Genomic DNA, 18,509 nt, shown 5'->3' on the forward strand with positions numbered 1-18,509 from the left:
GCTCATCCTTGCCGGACAGATTTTGCGTCGCCATGGGGCATCAGGACCTTTCAGCGAAACGCGATGAGCCAGACCGACAGGATTGCTGTTCAGGCTTTCTCCCGGTCCCATGTTGCCGACGATACGCCGGTCTTGCGCAACTCGGCCTTGCGCACTTTCTCGGTCGGCGTTTTCGGCAGCGTTCCGACGATGTCGATGAAGCGGGGGCGGGCGAAGCGGGGGACTTCGCCGTCGGTGTGGGCGGCGATCTGTTGCGGCGTCAGCCGGGCGCCGGGGGCGGGAACCACCGCCAGCATCACCTCATCCTCGCCGCCGGCCATGTCCGCCGCGACCGCGTAAGCGGCGACCTCGGCGACGCCGTCCAGCCGCAGCACCGCCTGCTCCACCTCCCACGACGAGATGTTTTCGCCGCGCCGGCGGATGCAGTCCTTGATGCGGTCAACGAAGAACAGATTGCCTTCATGATCGATGTAACCGGCGTCGCCGGTGTGGAACCACAGATTGCGCCAGGCTTCCATGGTCTTGTCCGGCAGGCCGAGATAGCCGGCCATCATCGTCCACGGCAGCTTCGGCCGGCTGGTGATCTCGCCGGTCTGGCCCGGGCCCAGCTCCGCATCGGTTTCGGGGTCGCGGATGGTCACCTCGAAGAACCGGGCATAGGGTTTGCCAGCCGAGCCGGGCTTTGAATCGGTCGGGCCGCCCCAGGAAATAATGTTGTTCTCGGTCATGCCGAAGCCGGAGCTGACGGCGGGCACGCCGAAACGCTCATGCCAGACCGGAACATGCTCGGCCGGGTTGGGCGCGCACAGGATCAGCCGCAGCTTGTGGTCGCGGTCTTCCGGCCGCGGCGGCGTATCGACGACGAAGGCGCTGACCACGCCCAGCGAATTGGTGATGGTGGCGCCATGATTGCGCACGTCGTCCAGCCAGGCCGTGGCGCTGAACCGGCGGCGCACCACGGCGGTCGCGCCGGTGATCAGGCAGCAGTAAAGCTGCATCAGCAGGCCGTTGGCGTGAAACAGCGGCAGCACGATGTAATAGACGTCGTCCGCCGTCACCGCGAGATTGTCGGCGGCGCCATAGCCGTAGAGGAAGCAGTGGGCGTGCGGCATCAGCACGCCCTTGGCCGGCCCGGTGGTGCCGGAGGTGTACATCACGGCGGCGATGTCGTGGGCGCCGGGCGTCGGGCCCCGCCAGGGTTCGGCCGCGCGCCAGCCGGCGAAATCAATGACGCGCCAGCCGGCGCCGGCCAGATCGGCAGGCGTTCCGGCGCTGTCCGGATCGGCGACGATCACGGTTTTCAGGCGCGGCAGGCGTGGCGCGATTTCCAGCAGCACCGGCAGCAAATCGGCGCCAACGATGGCGACGCCGGCTTCGCAATTCACCAGCTGATGTTCGAGAAAGGCGCCTTTCAGCTCGGTGTTCAGCACCACGAAGGCGGCGCCCAGCCGGCCGAGACCCAACCAGGCGCGGATCAGGTCAAGGCTGTTGCGGGCCAGCACGGCGACCCGGTCGCCGGGATCAACGCCCAGATGATGCAGGAACCCCGCCACCAGTTCGCCGGCCGCATGGGCTTCGGCGAAGCTCATGGCGTCGCCGTCAACCATGCGCGCGAAAGTCTTCTCCGGCCGCTGCCTGGCCTGAAACGCCGCGACCTCGGGCAGAATCCAGCGGGCCGGGTCGTCCGGATAGATGGTCATGGGCGCTCCCCCTGTTGCTGGCGCATGTCGTGCAATGTGGCGGGAAGCTGCAACGACCGCGCGGCTCTGGCAAGAGGGGGGACGGGAAGGCCAGCAGGAAGGGCGACTGGCCGGGAATTGCCCGGCGGTTACTCTGGCGGATGAATGACGCCGCCGAGCTGGTCAGCGATGGCCCGGGCGGTGCGCGCCAGCATCGGGCCGTAGCGGTCGTTGATCTCCTGCTCGCCCAGCAGGTAGGCCGGGCCGCCGAGCCCCAGGGCATAGACGCCCCGGCCGTTGGGCAGGATGATGGGCGTGCCGGCGCCGTTGATGTCGCGCTGCCACTCGCCGATGGAGGTGCAGAAGCCTTTCTCCCGGACCTCCGCCACGGCTGCCGCCACCGCGTCCCGCAACTTCGGGTAGTCGGCGGGCTTCTGGCGTTTCAACTCATCCAGTACGGCGGCGCGCTCTTCCGGCGTCGCTCCGGCCAGCCAGGCCTTGCCGCTGGAGGTGGTGGCGATGGGCATGCGCGCGCCCACCGGCAGGCGCAGGCCGATCAGGGCCGACCCCTCGCAGGTTTCGATGCAGATCACCGACAGCCGTTCGCGCAGGGTCAGCGAGATGTTCATGTCGCCGTTGTTGGCCAGTTCCTGCATCAGCGGCCGGGCGATGCGGCGGATATCGAGACGCTCCAGCGCGGTGAAAGCCAGCTTCAGCGTCCGCCCGCCCAGTTCGTAATTGGCCAGGCGCGGATTGTAGCTGAGATAGCCCATCTCCATCAGGGTGTGGGTGATGCGCGATACCGTGGGCTTGGGCAGGCCAGTGCGCTCCGCCAGTTCCTGATTGCCCAGCGGCCCGTCCGGGGCGCGAAACGCCGACAGCACGTCAAGGCCGCGGGCAAGGGCGGTGACAAACAGCCGGCCGCTGTCGGCGCCATCGGCGCCGCGCGGCCGGCGGGTGGCGGAGCGGGCCGCCGCTTTGCGGCCGGCGGCCGCCCCTGTGGCTGCGGTTCCCTCATCTGCCTCCGTGGCGTCAGCGGCGGCGGGCGCGGGGGACTGGTTGGCGTCGGACATGACAGCGCTCCGGCGTCAGGGGCGGGCCAGGCGGAACGGAGCGCGGCGCCGCAAAACAGGGATATCGGGTGGGCTGGTCGCCCGCTTGCAGCACGCTCTAACCGCGCCTGCGCAAATCTGCAAAAACCATTTTCGCAGATTGCGGGACGCGGAGCCCTATGACAAGTTGCCTGCGACAGCCTCCGGGCTTGCCCCAACCAGAAACGAGACAAGGAAACGCAGATGGCCATTGACGCGGATCACCTCCTGAACTGGCCGTTCAAGGATCTGGAGCACACCTATACCGAGCGCGATACGATCCTGTACGCCCTCGGCCTCGGCGTCGGCTCCGACCCGCTGGACGAGAGCCAGCTCCGCTTTGTTTATGAGGATGGTTTGCGGGCGCTGCCCACCATGGCGGTGGTGCTGGGCTATCCGGGTTTCTGGCTCAAGGACCCGGGCACCGGCGTTGACTGGACGAAGGTGCTGCACGGCGAGCAGGGGCTGCAGGTGTTCAAACCGCTGCCGGCTTCGGGCACGGTGATTGGCCGCACCCGCGTCACGGACATCATCGACAAGGGGCCGGGCAAGGGCGCGATCCTGTATTCTGATCGCGACATCATCGACAAGGCCACGGGTGAACTGCTGTGCCGGGTGACCGGCTCCAGCTTCCTGCGCGGCGATGGCGGCTTCGGCGGCAAATCCGGCCCGACGCCGACGCCGCACCAGATCCCCGATCGCGCCCCGGACATCACCCTGGCTCTGCCGACGCTGCCGCAGGCGGCGCTGATCTATCGCCTCTCCGGCGACTACAACCCGTTGCACGCCGATCCGAAGGTGGCGACGGGCGCCGGTTTCAGGGCCCCGATCCTGCACGGCCTGTGCACCTATGGCGTGGTCGGCCGGGCGTTGCTCCAGGCGGTGGGCAATTCCAATCCGGATTCCCTGCGTCGCATGGACGTGCGCTTCACCTCGCCGGTGTATCCGGGCGAAACCATCGTCACCGAAATCTGGCGGGGCGAAAACGGTTCAGTGTCGTTCCGCGCCCGCGTGCAGGAGCGCGACGTGGTGGTGATCAACAACGGCTACGCTGAACTGGCCTGAGGCTTTCGCGAGGGGGGCGCAAGCGCCCGCAGCGCTTCAGGGCGGCCTGGTCGTGGCGTCTCCGCCCGCCATGCCCTCACGGCGCCCATCACCCAGCGCAGTCATGCCCGGGCCCGTCCCGGGCATCCACGCCTTGCGCGGTTGACCCGGCCCGCGCGCCTGCCGCCGCGTCGCTTCCGTGGATGGCCGGGACAGGTCCGGCCAGGCCAATGGATAGTGAGCGGCGTATAGCGGACGGCGCGGCGTCATAAGGCTGGACAGGGCGCATCGCCCCGGAAAAATGCCCCGCCGGCGACGCCAGCAGCCCATGGCGGCGTCCGCTCACAGCCCCGGCGCCCTGTCGTCCGGTCTTCTGTCAGGGCCCGGGTCTCTTCAGCCCGCCATGCCCCACGGCGGCGGCGGGATGTCCATGTGCGCGGCGCGCAGGGCCGAAGACCAGCGTTCGCTCAGGTCGCGAAAATACGGGTCGCCGTTCTCGATGCGGCGGCTGATGGTAATCTCCAGCGCGTCGCGCGGGATGACGGCGATGTCGAGCGGCAGACCGACGCCGAGGTTGGAGCGCAAGGTCGAATCCATCGACAGCAGGCCGAGCTTGATGGCGTCGTTGAGCGTCGTGTCCCACTGCACCGAGCGGTCAAGAATCGGTTTGCCGTATTTGTGCTCGCCGATCTGGAAAAACGGACTGTCGCGGCCGCATTCAATGAAGTTGCCGGCGGCGTAGACCATGTACAGGCGCATTTCGCGGCCGGCGATCTGGCCGCCAAGCAGAAAGGCGACGTCGAAGGGCAGACCGGCTTCTTCCAGCGCCTCGCCCAGTTGCTTGCGCATCTGCCGCACGGCGAAGCCCACCAGCTGCGCCGCCCGGAACACGCTCGGCATGTCGTCAATGCGTTCAGTTTCGCCGGTTTCCGGGTTGACCACGCCCTCGGTCACCATGGCGATCACCGATTGGGAAATCGACAGATTGCCGGCGCAGGCGATGGCGATGGCCCGCTCGCCTCTGGCCCCGAACAGGTGCAGCTTGCGGAAGGTCGACACATTGTCGATGCCGGCATTGGTGCGCGTGTCGGCGATTATCACGAAGCCGCTCTGGACAAGCAGTCCGACGCAATAGGTCATCGGGGAACTCTCCGGCTCGCCAGCAGCGTTTTCCAGCGCAGTGGACGTCACGTCGCATTCAGAAAACACACCGGGCCACAAGACCGGAGCAAACCCGTTCAGGCTGAACAGACTTTGCTCCAGCCCGCTTCCGGAGCGCGGTTGCCCCGGAAAAGGTGACTCAGGACTGGATCTGCCGCGAGGCCTGCGCGACGTGAAGCGCCACGTCAAGACTTTCCGCGCCGCCGCCGGCGCGACTGCCGCGGATCGGCGCGGCGCCGTGGTAATCCAGCCCCACCGCCACCCGCACATGGGCGTCGGTCGGGCAGATGCAATTGGCCGGATCGAAGCCAATCCAGCCAATCCCGTGGACATGGGCCTCGGCCCAGGCGTGCGCCGCCTCCTGCGCCATCACGCCGTCGTTCCGGACGAAATAGCCGGAGACATAGCGGGCCGGAATTTCCAGGGTCCGGCAGGCGGCGATGAACACATGCGTCAGGTCCTGGCAGACGCCCCTGCCAAGGGCGAAGGCCTCGCTGGCGGTGGTGGCGGCGTGGGTGCCGTCGGTGTCAAAGGCGATGCGGGCGTGGACGGCCGCCATCAGCTCATGCAGCAGATCGAGCGGTTTGAGGCCAGGGCCGGCGACCGCATGGGCGAAGGCGCGCAATTCGGCGCTGGCGTCGGTCAGCGGCGTGTCGCGCAGGAACAGGCCGGGGGGAAACCGCTCCGCCGCGCCGCGCAGGATGCCGTGGGTGTCGCTGGTGCGCACCTCGCCTGCGACGCTGATGCGGACCGTCTGGGTCGGCCCCTCCACGCACAGGCGCAGCAGATGGTTGCCCAGCATGTCCTCGTCGTGCCGCAATCTGACCTCCGGCTCGACGATGACCCGCCAGGACATGACGTGCTGGCTGTCGTTCGAGCGCGGCGTCAGCCGCAGCACCTGATGCACCCGGCGCGCCGGCAGTTCGTAGCCATAGGCGGTGGTGTGTCTGATGCGGATGCGCATGGGCGCCTCTCCACTGAGGATCAGGACAGCAGGTACTGGTTGGCCAGCGTGCTCCCGAGCCTGTTGTTGTCGTTGATGAAATCGGTGATGAACTCGTGCAGGCCGCTCTGGAAGATGTCGCCGATGCGCAGGCTTTCGAGGCGGGCGAGGGTGTTGCCGGCCTGCTGCTGGCCGGGGCCGTGCTGGCCATAGGCCTCGGCGATCAGGTCGAGGTTCTGCGCCAGATCGGCGTAGCAGGCGGCGAGGGAGCGCGGCATCTGCCGGTTGAGGATCAGCAGGTCCGCCACCAGCCACGGCCGCACGCTCTCCCGGTAGACCCAGTGATAGGCGGTGAGCGCCGACACCTGGCGCAGGATGGCGGTCCACTGGAAGTAGTCGAGACTGCCGCCGATCCGTTCATTGGCCGGCAGCAGCAGGTGATACTTCACGTCGAGGATGCGCGCGGTGTTGTCGGCCCGCTCGATCGCCGCGCCGATGCGGCTGAACCAAAAGGCGTCATTGCGCAGCATGGAGCGGTGCATGGCGCCTTCAACGGCGCGCGGCGCCCGCTTGACCCACTCCAGATACCGCAGGGTTTCCTCGCGGCCCATGTCCCGGTCGCTGGCGGTTTTCAGCTCCAGCCAGGTCTCGTTGATCGCTTCCCACATCTCGCTGGTGATGGCGGTGCGCACCGCCCGGGCGTTGGCGCGGGCGATGGCGAAGCAATTGCGGATCGACGAGGGGTTGTCGCGGTTGAACAGAATGAAGTCGCGGGCGGTTTCCTCGCTGATGACATCGTAGTGGGCGTGAAACAGCTCCATGTCGCCGGAGGCGGCGACGGCGCTTTCCCATTCATTGCGCGGGCCATTGATCGAGGGCAGACTGGCGAGGCGCAACCCGGTTTCGAGAATGCGGGCCTGAAAGTCGGCGCGCTCCAGGTAGCGGGAGGACCAGTACAGGCTGTCGGCGGTGCGGGAGAGCATGGCGTGCTCCAGGCAGGAGAGAAACGGACGCGTGGTGGCGGGAACGGGGGTTAGTGCTCCAGCACCCAGGTGTCCTTGGTGCCGCCGCCCTGGCTGGAGTTGACCACCAGCGAGCCTTCCCGCAGGGCCACCCGCGTCAGCCCGCCCGGCACGATGCGGATCTCGTCGGAGCCGCACAGCACGAATGGCCGCAGATCGACGTGGCGCGGGGCCACGCCGGAATCCACATAGGTCGGGCAGGTGGAGAGGGCGAGCGTCGGCTGGGCGATGAAGCCCTTTGGCGCATGGACCAGCTTGCGCCGGAAGGCGTCGATCTCGCTGGCGCTGGCGTGCGGACCCACCAGCATGCCGTAGCCGCCCGAGCCGTTCACCTCTTTCACCACCAGGCTTTCCAGATTGTCGAGCACGTAGGCCAGGGCGTCCGGCTCCCGGCATCGCCAGGTCGGCACATTCTTCAGCAGCGGCTCCTCTCCGGTGAAGAAGCGGATGATCTCGGGCATGTAGCTGTAGATCGCCTTGTCGTCGGCGATGCCGGTGCCCACCGCATTGGTCAGCGTGACATTGCCGGAAAGATAGGCGTCCATCAGCCCCGGCACGCCGAGAATGGAATCGGGGCGGAACACCAGCGGATCGATGAAGTCGTCGTCGAGACGGCGATACAGCACGTCGACCCGCTTCGGTCCCTCGGTGGTGCGCATGTAGAGCACGCTGTCGCGCACGATCAGATCCGAGCCTTCCACCAGCTCGATGCCCAGCTTGTCGGCGAGGAAGGAGTGCTCGTAGAAGGCTGAATTGTGCTGCCCGGGGGTCAGCAGGGCGACTGTGGGGTCATGGCGCGCGCCCGGCGGCGCCACCGAGCGCAGCGTCTCCAGCAGCAGGCCAGGATAGGTCTCCACCGGGGCGATGGCGTTGCGCGAGAACAGGTCCGGGAACAGGCGCATCATCGCCTCCCGGTTTTCCAGCATGTAGGAGACGCCGGAGGGCGTGCGCACGTTGTCTTCCAGCACATAAAATGAATCGGCGTCGACGCGCACCACGTCGATGCCGGCGATCTGCACGCGCAGGTCGTGCGGCACGGCGCGTCCGGCCATCTCCGGCGCATAGGCGGGATTGCGCCAGATCAGTTCTTCTGGCACCACCCCGGCGCGCAGACACTCCCGCCGCCCATAGATATCGGAGAGGAAGGCGTTGATTGCCCGCACCCGCTGGCGCAGGCCGCGTTCGAGCTGTTCCCACTCCTGCTTCTGCAACACGCGGGGAATGATGTCGAAGGGGATCAGCCGCTCGCTGGCCTGGGCGTCGCCATAAACGGCGAAGGTAATGCCGAGGCGGCGGAAAAAGATCTCGGCCTGGCTGCGCCGGGTTTCCAGCAGTTGCGGCGGCGCGGAGCCCAGCCAGGCGTTGAGGGCGACATAGGCGTCGCGCACGTTCGCCGGATTTTCCGCGCCAAGGCGGAGAAAGCCGTACATTTCGTCGAAGATGGCCGGGGCTTCAATGACGTCCGTCATGGCGTCTCCCTCCCTTGTCAGGCGGGCTGGCCAGGCCCGCGAGAGCGGGGACGTCGGCGGCTCCATGCGAAACCGCTAACGCGCCGCTGGATAGATTGTGCTGCCATCATGGCGGGCGGTTTTGAGCCTGGGAAGGCCGAAAATGCGCTCCTTGCGGCGCGTTTGTCTGTTTTCTGGGCCAGGCGGGGGCAGGAATGATGATATGTGCGCCATTTCCGTCGGGCGTCGTGATTCCGCGACGCGCCATCGTCATGAGGCGCAACACATGAAACGGCCCACCGTCCTGCTGGCCGCCACGGGCGGCACCATCGCCATGACCCCGCGCGCCGACGGCGCCGGCGTCGCGCCGACGCTTGATGCGGCCGATCTGGCCGCAGCCGTTCCCGGTCTCGCCGCGGTGGCCGAGGTCATGCCGCTCGCGGTGGCGCGCAAGCCGTCGGCATCGCTGACCATCGCGGACCTCGCCGCCGTGGCGGCGCTGGCGCGCGACCGCCTGGCGGACGATGTCGATGGCGTGGTTATTGTGCAGGGCACCGACACCATCGAGGAAACCGCCTTCGTGCTCAGCCTGCTGCTGCCGGCCGGCAAGCCCGTGGTGGTGACCGGCGCCATGCGCTCGCCCGCCATGGCGGGGGCGGATGGTCCGGCCAATCTGCTGGCCGCTGTCACCGTCGCCGCCGCGCCGGCGGCCCAGGGGCTTGGCCCGTTGGTGGTGCTGAATGATGAAATCCACGCCGCTTTGCTGGTCCAGAAGGGACACACGGCGCTGACCTCGGCCTTCGTTTCCCCTGGCTTCGGGCCGGTCGGCCTCGTCGCCGAGGGCAGGGCGCGCGTCGTCCTGCGCCCGGGGCCGTCGCCGACGCTGGCGGCGCTGCTGGGCCGCAGGCCGGAGGATGTGCTGGCCGGGCTGGCGACGGAGGGCGCGACGCCCGGCGTGGCGCTGTTGCGCATCGGCCTTGGTGACGACGGCCGGCTGCTGGCGGCGGCGCCGGAGCTTGGCTTCGCCGGCGTGGTGATCGAAGGGGCGGGCGCTGGCCATGTGCCCGATTCCGTGGCTGACGTGGTTTCCCGGGTCGCCGCCCGCGCGCCGGTGATACTCGCATCGCGGGTCAGCGCCGGGCCGGCGTTCAGCCAGACCTATGGCTATCCGGGCTCGGAGATTGACCTGCTGCAGCGCGGCGCCATCGGCGCCGGCATGCTTTCCGGTTTGAAGGCGCGACTGCTGCTGCAACTGCTGCTCGCCGCCGGCGCGGACGCCGGACAGATCAGGGCGGCCTTTGCCGCCTTCGGCGGATAAGCTCCCCGCGGGAACACACCCGACCGCTGGCCTCAATACTATGCCTCGATACTTTGCCTCGATCCCTGGCTCCAATACCTTGCTCCCAGTCCTGCGCCCTGCCAGGCTCCGGCCGCGCTTTTGATGACGCGCGGGCAAACGGGAACGGGAAACGCCATGAAACTTGTACGGTTTGGAGAGCCTGGCGCCGAAAGGCCGGGTCTGCTGGATAGCGACGGCGCGATTCGCGACCTGTCCGGCGTCATCGCCGATATCGCCGGCCCCGCCCTCGACCCGGCGACCCTCGACCGCCTGCGCGCCCTCGATGCCGACGCCTTGCCGCGGGCGCCCGCTGGCGTTCGCCTCGGCCCCTGCGTTGGCGCTGTCGGGCACTTCATCGCCGTCGGCCTCAACTACGCCGATCACGCCGCCGAGGCTGGCCTGACGCCGCCGGCGGAGCCAATCCTGTTCAGCAAGGCGCCGTCCTGCATTATCGGCCCCCATGACGACGTGTTGATTCCGCCAGGCTCCATCAAAACCGACTGGGAGGTGGAGCTGGCCGTGGTGATCGGCTCGCCGTGCTCCCGCGTCAGCGAGGCGGAAGCCCTCGACCACGTCGCCGGCTATTGCCTGTGTAACGACATCTCCGAGCGCGCCTGGCAGAACGAGCGCGGCGGCACCTGGATGAAGGGCAAGGGCGCGCCGACCTTCGGCCCGCTTGGCCCCTGGCTGGTCACGCGCGACGAACTGGGCGACGCCAATGACCGCGCCATGTGGCTGGATCTCAATGGCGAACGCATGCAGACCGGCAATACCGGGAACATGATTTTCCGCACGCCGTTCGTCGTCTCCTACATCTCGCAGTTCATGGATCTGCGCCCCGGCGACGTCATCGCCACCGGCACGCCGCCCGGCGTCGGCATGGGCCGCAAGCCGCCGCTGTTCCTGAAGGCCGGCGACCGCATGACCCTGGGCATTGATGGCCTCGGCGTGCAGGACCTGAATGTACGCGATGCGTCCGGCGTGGCCGCCGCCTGACCCACCCGGATTGCGCTGGCCGCATGGTGGGGCCGGTTATTCCCCCCATGGCGACATTGACAGTAATTTGGAGGGTTTCTAGGATTCGCCCACGAATGGCGGCCAGAGCAGGAGCTTTCCCCGGGGCCGGATAAATCGCGACAGTCTGGTCAGGAGGATTCCGGTGCGCAGGCCGCCCCAAAACAGGGTGGAAGCCTATGGCCACGGACGCATCCGTCGTTACGTCATCTGTCGCCGCCAGCGGCGCTTCGCTGGAAAAAGTCACGCTCAACGACAAGTATCTGCTGCCCTCGGGACGAATTTATCTGTCCGGGATCCAGGCGCTGGTGCGCCTGCCCATGATGCAGCGCCAGCGCGACCTCGCCAACGGTCTGAACACCGCCGGCTTCATCTCCGGCTATCGGGGCTCGCCGCTGGGCGTCTACGACAACGCCCTCTGGCAGGCGAAGAAGCTCCTTCAGGCCGAGAACATCACCTTCCAGTCCGGCCTGAATGAGGACCTCGCCGCCACGGCGGTCTGGGGCAGCCAGCAGGTCGGCCTGTTTCCTGGCGCCAAATTCGATGGCGTGTTTGGCATCTGGTACGGCAAGGGCCCGGGCGTCGACCGTTCGATGGACGCGCTGAAGCACGCCAATTCCGCCGGCACATCGCAATATGGCGGCGTGCTCGCCATTGCCGGCGACGACCATGGCTGCCAGTCGTCGACGCTCGCCCACCAGAGCGAGCAGGTCTACATGGCGGCGATGATGCCGATCCTCAATCCGGCCAATGTGCAGGAATATCTGGATTTTGGCCTGCGCGGCTATGCGCTCTCGCGCTACAGCGGCTGCTGGGTCGGCTTCAAGGCGATCTCCGAGGCGGTGGAAAGCTCGGCTTCGGTCTGGGTTGATCCCGATCGCATCCGCATCATCACGCCCGCCGATTTCGAGATGCCGCCCGGCGGCCTGAACATTCGCTGGCCCGACCCGCCGCTGGAGGCCGAGGCGCGCCTGCACGGCCCGCGCATGGAGGCCGTGGCTGCCTTTGCCCGCGCCAATCCGTTCGATGAGATCGTTCTCGACAGCCGCGACGCCGGCGTGCCGGGGCGGCTTGGCCTGATGACCACCGGCAAGGCCCATCTCGACGCCCGCCAGGCCCTGGCCGATCTCGGCATCTCCGACGATCAGGCCCGCGCCCTCGGCATCCGCATCTACAAGGTGGGCCTGACCTGGCCGCTGGAGCGGGAAGGGGCGCTGCGCTTCGCCGAGGGACTGCAGGACGTGCTGGTGATCGAGGAGAAGCGCGGCTTCATCGAAGACCAGCTGATCCGCTACCTGTACAACATGGACGCCGCGCATCGCCCGATGGTGGTTGGCAAGCGCGACGAGAGCGGCGCCATGCTGCTGCCGAGCGAGGGGGAGTTCAATCCGACCCTGGTGGCCCGCGCCATCGTCTCGCGCCTGCGCCGCATGGGGCACAAGGACCCGGCGCTCGACCAGCGCCTGGCCCGTCTGGCCTCTTTCGAGCAGATGGGCGCGACCCCGGCCACCAAAATTGCCCGCACGCCGTTCTTCTGCTCAGGTTGTCCGCACAACACCTCAACCAATGTGCCGGAAGGTTCGCGCGCCATGGCCGGCATTGGCTGCCACGGCATGGCTTCCTACATTCCGGCCCGGCGCACCGCCACCATCACCCACATGGGTGCGGAGGGAACCAACTGGATCGGCCAGGCGCCGTTCACCAGCGAGCCGCACATCTTCCAGAACCTCGGCGACGGCACCTACACCCACTCCGGCATTCTCGCCATCCGCGCCGCGGTCGCCGCCGGCGTCAACATCACCTACAAGATCCTCTACAACGACGCGGTCGCCATGACCGGCGGCCAGCATGCGGAGGGCGGTTATTCGGTCGGCGAGATCGCCGCCCAGGTGGCGTCGGAGCGGATCGCGCGTCTGGTCGTGGTGTCGGATGAGCCGGACAAATATCCGCCCAACGGCTACTTCCCGGCCGGGACGAAAACCTTCCATCGCGACCAGCTCGACCACGTGCAGCGCGAGTTGCGCGAGACGGAAGGCGTGACGGTGCTGATCTACGACCAGACCTGCGCCGCCGAGAAGCGCCGCCGCCGCAAACGCGGCCTGATGCCGGACCCGCAAAAGCGCGTGTTTATCAATGACCTGGTTTGCGAGGGCTGCGGCGACTGCTCGGTCAAATCCAACTGCGTCTCGGTGAAGCCGCTGGAAACCGAATTCGGCCGCAAGCGGCAGATCGACCAGTCCAACTGCAACAAGGATTATTCCTGCGTCAACGGCTTCTGCCCCAGCTTCGTCACCGTGCACGGCGGCGGGTTGCGCAAGCTGACGAAAACCGGCGCGAAAGCCAGCGCGGCCGATGATCCGTTCACGGCCCTGCCGCCGCCACAGCAGAAGCCGCTGGGCGAACCTTACGGCATCCTCATCACCGGCATTGGCGGCACCGGCGTCATCACCGTTGGCGCGCTGCTCGGCATGGCGGCGCATCTGGAGGGCAAGGGCTGCACGGTGCTGGATTTCACCGGCCTGTCGCAGAAGAACGGCGCGGTGATGAGCCACGTGCGTCTGGCGCCGAAGCCGGAAGACCTGGCGGCGGTGCGCATCGCCCCTGGCGGCGCCGATCTGGTGTTGGGCTGCGACATGGTGGTGGCGGCCAGCCCCACCGCCCTGTCGCGCATGGAGACCGGCGTCACGCGCGCCGTGATCAACGACTATCTCCAGCCCACCGCCGGCTTCGTCATCAATCCGGATGTGGACTTCGAGCATGCCCAGATGAAGCGGGCGCTGCGCCAGGCCATTGGCGAGAAGGGCATTGACCTGGTCAAGGCCAGCGATCTGGCCACCGCCCTGATGGGCGACGCCATCGCCACCAATCTGTTCATGCTGGGCTACGCCTTCCAGCGAGGTCTGTTGCCCCTGTCGCTGGAGTCGATCGAAAAGGCGGTGGAGCTGAATGGCGCCGCCGTCGACATGAACCTGCGCGCCTTCGCCTGGGGGCGCCTGGCGGCGCACGATCCGCAGGCGGTGGAGCGCATCGCCCGGCCGCTGCTGACGGCGCCGGCGCCCGAGGCGCCTGGCCTCGACGAGGTGATCGACCGGCGCGTCCAGTTCCTCACCGCATACCAGAACGCCGCCTGGGCGGCCCGCTATCGCGCCTTGGTGGAAGAGGCGCGCGTCGCCGAACAGGCCCGCGTTCCCGGGCGACAGACCCTGACGGAGGCCGTGGCGCGCAACCTGTTCAGGCTGATGTCCTACAAGGACGAGTATGAGGTGGCGCGCCTGTACGTGGACGGGACGTTCCAGGAGAAGCTCGGCAAGCAGTTCGACGGCGACTACCGGCTGCGTTTCCATCTGGCTCCGCCGCTGATTGCTCCGCGCGATCCGGAAACCGGCGAGCTGAAAAAGCGCGAGTTCGGCCCGTGGATCCTGCCTGTGCTGCGCGTGCTGGCGCGCATGAAGGGGGTGCGGGGCGGCGCGCTCGATATCTTCGGCTACAGCCATGAACGCCGCACCGAGCGTCAGCTCATCACCGACTATGAGACGATGCTGCGCGAGGTGCTGCGCGATCTGTCGCCGGCCAACCATCGCATCGCCGTGGACCTGGCGGCCATTCCGGAGCAGATCCGCGGCTTCGGCCATATCAAGGAACGCAACCTGAAGGCGGCGAAAACCAACGAGGCCATGCTGCGCTCCGCCTTCGCCAACCCGCCGCCACTGGCCCAGGCGGCGGAGTAGGCGCTTTTTCAGCGCGCCGGCGCGGTCTTGCGTCCGGCCGGCGCGACAGTGGGGGAGAGCGGCGCGGGTTGGCCCGTGCGCCGCTTGCGCCTGGCGCCATGAGACCGGGGCATTTTGGAGCTGAAGCATTCCGGGTTTGACAGATTCGCGCACGTTCGCGCGCCTGCGTTCGATGAAGTGACGTGGACTTTTTTCCAGAGTGCACTGACCCCACACATTTCCCGGCTCACTGACAAGGCCGGCGCGATCATTTCGCGCCGGCCTTGTTCTGTGTGGTCATTTCGGAACCTTGCGGCAGATGGGGCGTTGATTTCATACAAAACGCCAGTCACGCGGCATTGCGTGGCGCCATTATGAGGATAGATTCATGTTTGGCTGGGCCATTACTTTTTTAATCATTGCTCTCGTTGCAGCTGTACTTGGTTTCGGTGGAATCGCTGGCGCAGCCGTCGGCATCGCCAAGCTGATTTTCCTCGTAGCGCTGGTGCTCTTTGCCATTTCCGCTGTTGTGGGCATTGTGCGTGGCCGAAATCCGGGCCTCTGAACGGGATGTCTGCGGATGGACTTGCCCGGGCTATCGGGCAGAAGCCGCGGGGCAGGATCCATCGGGCAAAGGCGCTGAACCGAGGTGGGGCTGGGCTCCGGATCGGCCTCCGGGCTGGCCGGATGGCTACGCCGGCGCAACAGCCGGCGAGCCAGCCCGTTTGGTCATCTGTGCCGGCCTGACGGAAAAGTCAGCAGGGCGAGAAATACAGGGGTCAGAAGAACGCTGGCCAGAAATCCGTCAGATTTCTCAAGTCAGACTTCCCGGCCCGTGATCCTGCACATGCACGGGCACGCTGATGGCCAGGGTGATGCGACCGGAAGGCTGGCCATCGCCCCGGATGGCGGCGAGGGCGGCGCCATCCAGTTCGCGCGCATCAATCTGGGTGATGAAGGCCTGCTGCAGGCGGCGTGACATCGACAGCCCCTGCCGCGAAGGCGTGACGATGCTGTCCCGCAGGGCGAAGATCACCAGGCGGACGCTGCGGCCTTCCGGCACGCACAGCAGGCGCGCCTGGCTGACGCCAGGCGAACCGCCGGCGAGCAGGGGCCAGATCGCCTCCACAAGCAGCAGGGCCAGCGGGATCGCCCGGTCCAGTTCCAGATATTGCTCGTCGTGCTCGGCGTCGGGCGCGAAGCTCGTCTCGACGCCAGCAGGCGACCCGGCCGCCTGCTGGACGTACATCAACACCTCATGCACCAGCGGCCTCAGGGGGGCGAGCCTGATGTCGCCGTGGGCCAGCGCGAGCTTGTAGGCCGACGCCATGGCGTGCACCCGGCACTCGGCCAGGGCCAGCGCTTCATAGGTTTCGCCGCTTTTCTGGCGCTTGGTCAGATTGAGGAAGCTGGCGATGACCTGGAAATTGTTCTTGACCCGATGATGCAGTTCCATGAGCAGCGCGCTGCGCTGGTTGGCCACCGTCGCCAGTTCACGGGTTCTGGCGCCAAGCGCCTCTGTCATCTGGTCAAACGCAGTGGCGTATTGCTGAAGCTCCAGCGGCGCGCTGGATGGCAGCTCAGCGCGCACGTTGAGATCGCCGTATGACAGGCGCTGCGCCGCGCTGCCCAGACGGCGCATCCATTGCAGGAACAGCCTGTCGATGGCCAGCCAGGCCACGGCCATGACAATGGCGAAAATGCTCAGGGGCACGGCAAGACCGGTCACGAGCTGCTGTTCGGCCTGGCCGAAGGCCGGTTTCTCCTTTGCGGAGAAAATCTTGGCCACGCCAGGTTCGATGGGGGCAGATGTGTAGGTGTAGTCGTTGCCGTTCCGCCCCCGGCCGGCGACCAGCTCATTTCGCGAGATGAGAAGCACCTTGTCACTGACGGGCAGCCAGCCGGTGTCTTCCTGGTCGCCGTTGTGGGCGAAGATATGAAACCTCTGGTCGACTACGGCGAACGGGCTGGAGCGGCCCTGCGGCGTCCGCTCGAGCAGATCGCGCAGGAGCTCCTGGGAGAGGACGGAAAGCATCGTTTCAGCGCCGCCCAGCGTCGACACCACGCCGAGATGGAATGGCGCCGTCTTGCTGGCGATGATCGTTTCCAGACGGTTGTTCCCGCCCGGCGCCGGCTGCGGGCCCTTGCTGGCGACGCTCGCCATTGCCGCCGGGTTAAAGCCGGCCAGCGCCGCGGCGTCCCCGGCGGCGCACACCAGCCGGCCGTCGCGGAAGAAGCCGTAGGCGAGAATGCGCCTGTTGACCTCACGGAAACTCGGGAGCGCGGCGCAGAATCTTTCATCCCCATCCTGCCCGGCGGAGGCGAGCAAGGTGCTGGCGACAATGTCGGTTCCGTTGAGGGCGCTGCGGATCTGGCTGGCGATGTTGATCGCGGTCTGGCGCTGATACGCCCCCACGGTCGCACTGACGCTGCGATAGACATGCCACGTCAGGCCAGCGGCAAGCACGATAGCCGGAAGCACCGCCAACCCGAACAGGGTCAACAATCGGGAACGTATGCTGGCTGCCCGCAGCATCCTGTCTCCGTCAGAACATTCCCCGGCGAAGCGCTCGCTGCTTCGCTGGAAAGCAATTGATTGCCACCGGGCTCCAGGGTCCCATGATCGAAATCCTTCCAGGAAACCGCCCCGTGGCCGCTTCCGGAGATGTGGTTCCATTCTCCCTGAAGCTGTCTCCGGCGCGTCGCCACCAGTCAGGTGGGCGCCACCCTGTCAGGAAAAAACGCCAGTTCAAACGCTGGGAAGGGACTCCGCTCCGGTATGGTGAAGTTTTCCTGACCTTGTGGGGTGTGGGTCCGACGCAGGCAGGCCGCGTCAGCATGTTTTGGGGAAAACGCTTCCCTTTGAAGGGCGGCGCCCCGGGTGGCAGGCAAAATGCCCCCGGGCAGGAGGAAGGAGGCCGCAGCGCGCGCCGTGCGCGCCATGTCAAAATCGTTGGCGATCGGTATGGATCGGCATGGGCTCCCGTTTTTCCTGTGCGCGCGCAGCCTGGCCGGCCGGACGCTTCCGCCGGTCCGGAACGCGCCTAATCGGATCTCACTCCCGCGTCAGCTCCGGCCAGAGCGGCAAACGAATCCGCGTCAGGTCCGTAGTCCGCTCCAGATGTAACCGAGAGCATTTCGCCAAGGCGCGCCCGCGCGCGATTGATGCGGCTTTTTATGGTTCCGAGGGCGCAACCGCAGATCTCAGCCGCCTCCTCATAAGAAAACCCCGACGCGCCAACCAGAATCAGCGCCTCGCGCTGGTCGTCCGGCAATCGGGCGAGTGCGCGGCGGAAATCCTCCAGATCCATGTGGCCGTGCTGCGGCGCATGGACGGCGAGACGGCTGGCGTGGGCGCCGTCGTCCTCCACCTCGCGCGACCGCTTCCTGAAGTCTGAGTAGAATGTGTTGCGCAAGATGGTGAACAGCCAGGCCCGGATATTGGTGCCTTCCGTATAGCTGTTCATGTTGGTCCACGCCTTGACCACGGTGTCCTGCACCAGATCGTCGGCGCGTTCGACGTTGCCGGTAATGGAGATTGCGAAGGCGCGCAGGCTCTGCAGCTCGGCGAGCAGCGCGTCCTTGAAACGGTCCGGATCTGTCACGATTCCTGTTCCTTGCCTGCGGCCGGGGCGGTCTGGGGGCCATCAAGACTGGAGAGCAGGGAGAGGAACCGGTCAGGCACCGGCATGCGCACCACTTCATCGTAGACGGCGCGCAATTGCGAGCCGATCGCCTGTTGCACCACGTCATCGCCAGCCGGCGCCGGAGCGCTTTCGTTTCGCCCGGCTTCCTGGCGTGCGGCGAGTCCGTCTACGACAGTCGCTGGCTTGTGCTGATTCATGTTGGCGGCTTTCTACAAACAAAATGCAGCGGCGTGAGAGTGGAGAGCGTCCCGGAACGATCGCTGACGCGGGCAGGTGAGGGGATGATCAGGGGCAATCATCAAATTTTCAATATCCGCGATATGGTGATCGACCTGATAAGATTCTCCCCGATGGCGTGAGCTCTCAATACCGCAAATGGCCAATTTTCGGATCACGTATATGAAAAATATACCC

The 18,509-nt window shown here is 66.8% G+C and carries 14 protein-coding genes; 5 read left to right on the top strand and 9 right to left on the bottom strand.

What is annotated here, in order from left to right:
* Nucleotides 1–89: 89 nt before the first annotated feature.
* Together ACERNI_RS00330 and ACERNI_RS00335 are read right to left on the bottom strand one after the other, a co-directional pair.
* Nucleotides 90–1,700, bottom strand: coding sequence for an AMP-binding protein (locus ACERNI_RS00330; protein ID WP_448831287.1), 1,611 nt, complete (start codon nt 1,698–1,700; stop codon nt 90–92).
* 128 nt (nt 1,701–1,828) lie between these two features.
* On the bottom strand, nt 1,829–2,752 hold the full coding sequence (locus ACERNI_RS00335) for an IclR family transcriptional regulator (RefSeq protein WP_448831288.1): 924 nt from the start codon (nt 2,750–2,752) through the stop codon (nt 1,829–1,831).
* A gap of 222 nt (nt 2,753–2,974) precedes the next feature.
* Here ACERNI_RS00335 and ACERNI_RS00340 point away from each other — a divergent pair, with 222 nt between their 5' ends.
* Nucleotides 2,975–3,835: a MaoC/PaaZ C-terminal domain-containing protein gene (locus ACERNI_RS00340; RefSeq protein ID WP_448831289.1), complete on the top strand. Its 861-nt coding sequence runs from the start codon at nt 2,975–2,977 to the stop codon at nt 3,833–3,835.
* 372 nt (nt 3,836–4,207) lie between these two features.
* Here ACERNI_RS00340 and ACERNI_RS00345 read toward each other — a convergent pair whose 3' ends face one another.
* The 4 genes from ACERNI_RS00345 to ACERNI_RS00360 form a co-directional block, all read right to left on the bottom strand.
* Complete coding sequence (locus tag ACERNI_RS00345; RefSeq protein ID WP_448831342.1) at nt 4,208–4,954, bottom strand: peptidase; 747 nt, start codon at nt 4,952–4,954, stop codon at nt 4,208–4,210.
* A gap of 160 nt (nt 4,955–5,114) precedes the next feature.
* Nucleotides 5,115–5,939, bottom strand: coding sequence for a transglutaminase family protein (locus ACERNI_RS00350; RefSeq protein WP_448831290.1), 825 nt, complete (start codon nt 5,937–5,939; stop codon nt 5,115–5,117).
* Nucleotides 5,940–5,959: 20 nt separating this feature from the next.
* Nucleotides 5,960–6,901, bottom strand: coding sequence for an alpha-E domain-containing protein (locus ACERNI_RS00355; protein ID WP_448831291.1), 942 nt, complete (start codon nt 6,899–6,901; stop codon nt 5,960–5,962).
* 50 nt (nt 6,902–6,951) lie between these two features.
* Nucleotides 6,952–8,409 (bottom strand): circularly permuted type 2 ATP-grasp protein, encoded by a 1,458-nt coding sequence (locus tag ACERNI_RS00360; RefSeq protein ID WP_448831292.1) that lies wholly within the window; start codon nt 8,407–8,409, stop codon nt 6,952–6,954.
* A 265-nt stretch (nt 8,410–8,674) separates the two neighbouring features.
* On the opposite strand from ACERNI_RS00360, the gene ACERNI_RS00365 reads away from it, so the two are divergent.
* The 4 genes from ACERNI_RS00365 to ACERNI_RS00380 all read left to right on the top strand — a co-directional run bounded on the left by ACERNI_RS00365 (nt 8,675) and on the right by ACERNI_RS00380 (nt 15,013).
* Nucleotides 8,675–9,706 carry an asparaginase gene (locus ACERNI_RS00365; RefSeq protein ID WP_448831293.1) on the top strand — a complete coding sequence of 344 codons (1,032 nt, stop codon included), beginning with the start codon at nt 8,675–8,677 and terminating at the stop codon, nt 9,704–9,706.
* A 156-nt stretch (nt 9,707–9,862) separates the two neighbouring features.
* Nucleotides 9,863–10,723: a fumarylacetoacetate hydrolase family protein gene (locus tag ACERNI_RS00370; protein WP_448831294.1), complete on the top strand. Its 861-nt coding sequence runs from the start codon at nt 9,863–9,865 to the stop codon at nt 10,721–10,723.
* 197 nt (nt 10,724–10,920) lie between these two features.
* Nucleotides 10,921–14,469, top strand: coding sequence for an indolepyruvate ferredoxin oxidoreductase family protein (locus ACERNI_RS00375; protein ID WP_448831295.1), 3,549 nt, complete (start codon nt 10,921–10,923; stop codon nt 14,467–14,469).
* A gap of 367 nt (nt 14,470–14,836) precedes the next feature.
* A complete protein-coding gene (locus tag ACERNI_RS00380) occupies nt 14,837–15,013 on the top strand; it encodes a DUF1328 domain-containing protein (protein ID WP_448831296.1) in 177 nt (58 codons plus the stop codon).
* A 249-nt stretch (nt 15,014–15,262) separates the two neighbouring features.
* On the opposite strand, the gene ACERNI_RS00385 is transcribed toward ACERNI_RS00380, so the two are convergent.
* The 3 genes from ACERNI_RS00385 to ACERNI_RS00395 all read right to left on the bottom strand — a co-directional run bounded on the left by ACERNI_RS00385 (nt 15,263) and on the right by ACERNI_RS00395 (nt 18,292).
* A complete protein-coding gene (locus ACERNI_RS00385; protein ID WP_448831297.1) occupies nt 15,263–16,984 on the bottom strand; it encodes a sensor histidine kinase in 1,722 nt (573 codons plus the stop codon).
* A gap of 508 nt (nt 16,985–17,492) precedes the next feature.
* Entirely contained in the window at nt 17,493–18,053 is a 561-nt protein-coding gene (locus ACERNI_RS00390; protein WP_448831298.1) for a sigma-70 family RNA polymerase sigma factor, read from the bottom strand.
* Nucleotides 18,050–18,292: a NepR family anti-sigma factor gene (locus tag ACERNI_RS00395; protein ID WP_448831299.1), complete on the bottom strand. Its 243-nt coding sequence runs from the start codon at nt 18,290–18,292 to the stop codon at nt 18,050–18,052. Before ACERNI_RS00395 ends, ACERNI_RS00390 begins: the two co-directional genes overlap by 4 nt.
* Between the last annotated feature and the right edge of the window lie 217 nt (nt 18,293–18,509).

The organism is Camelimonas sp. ID_303_24, assembly GCF_053543495.1.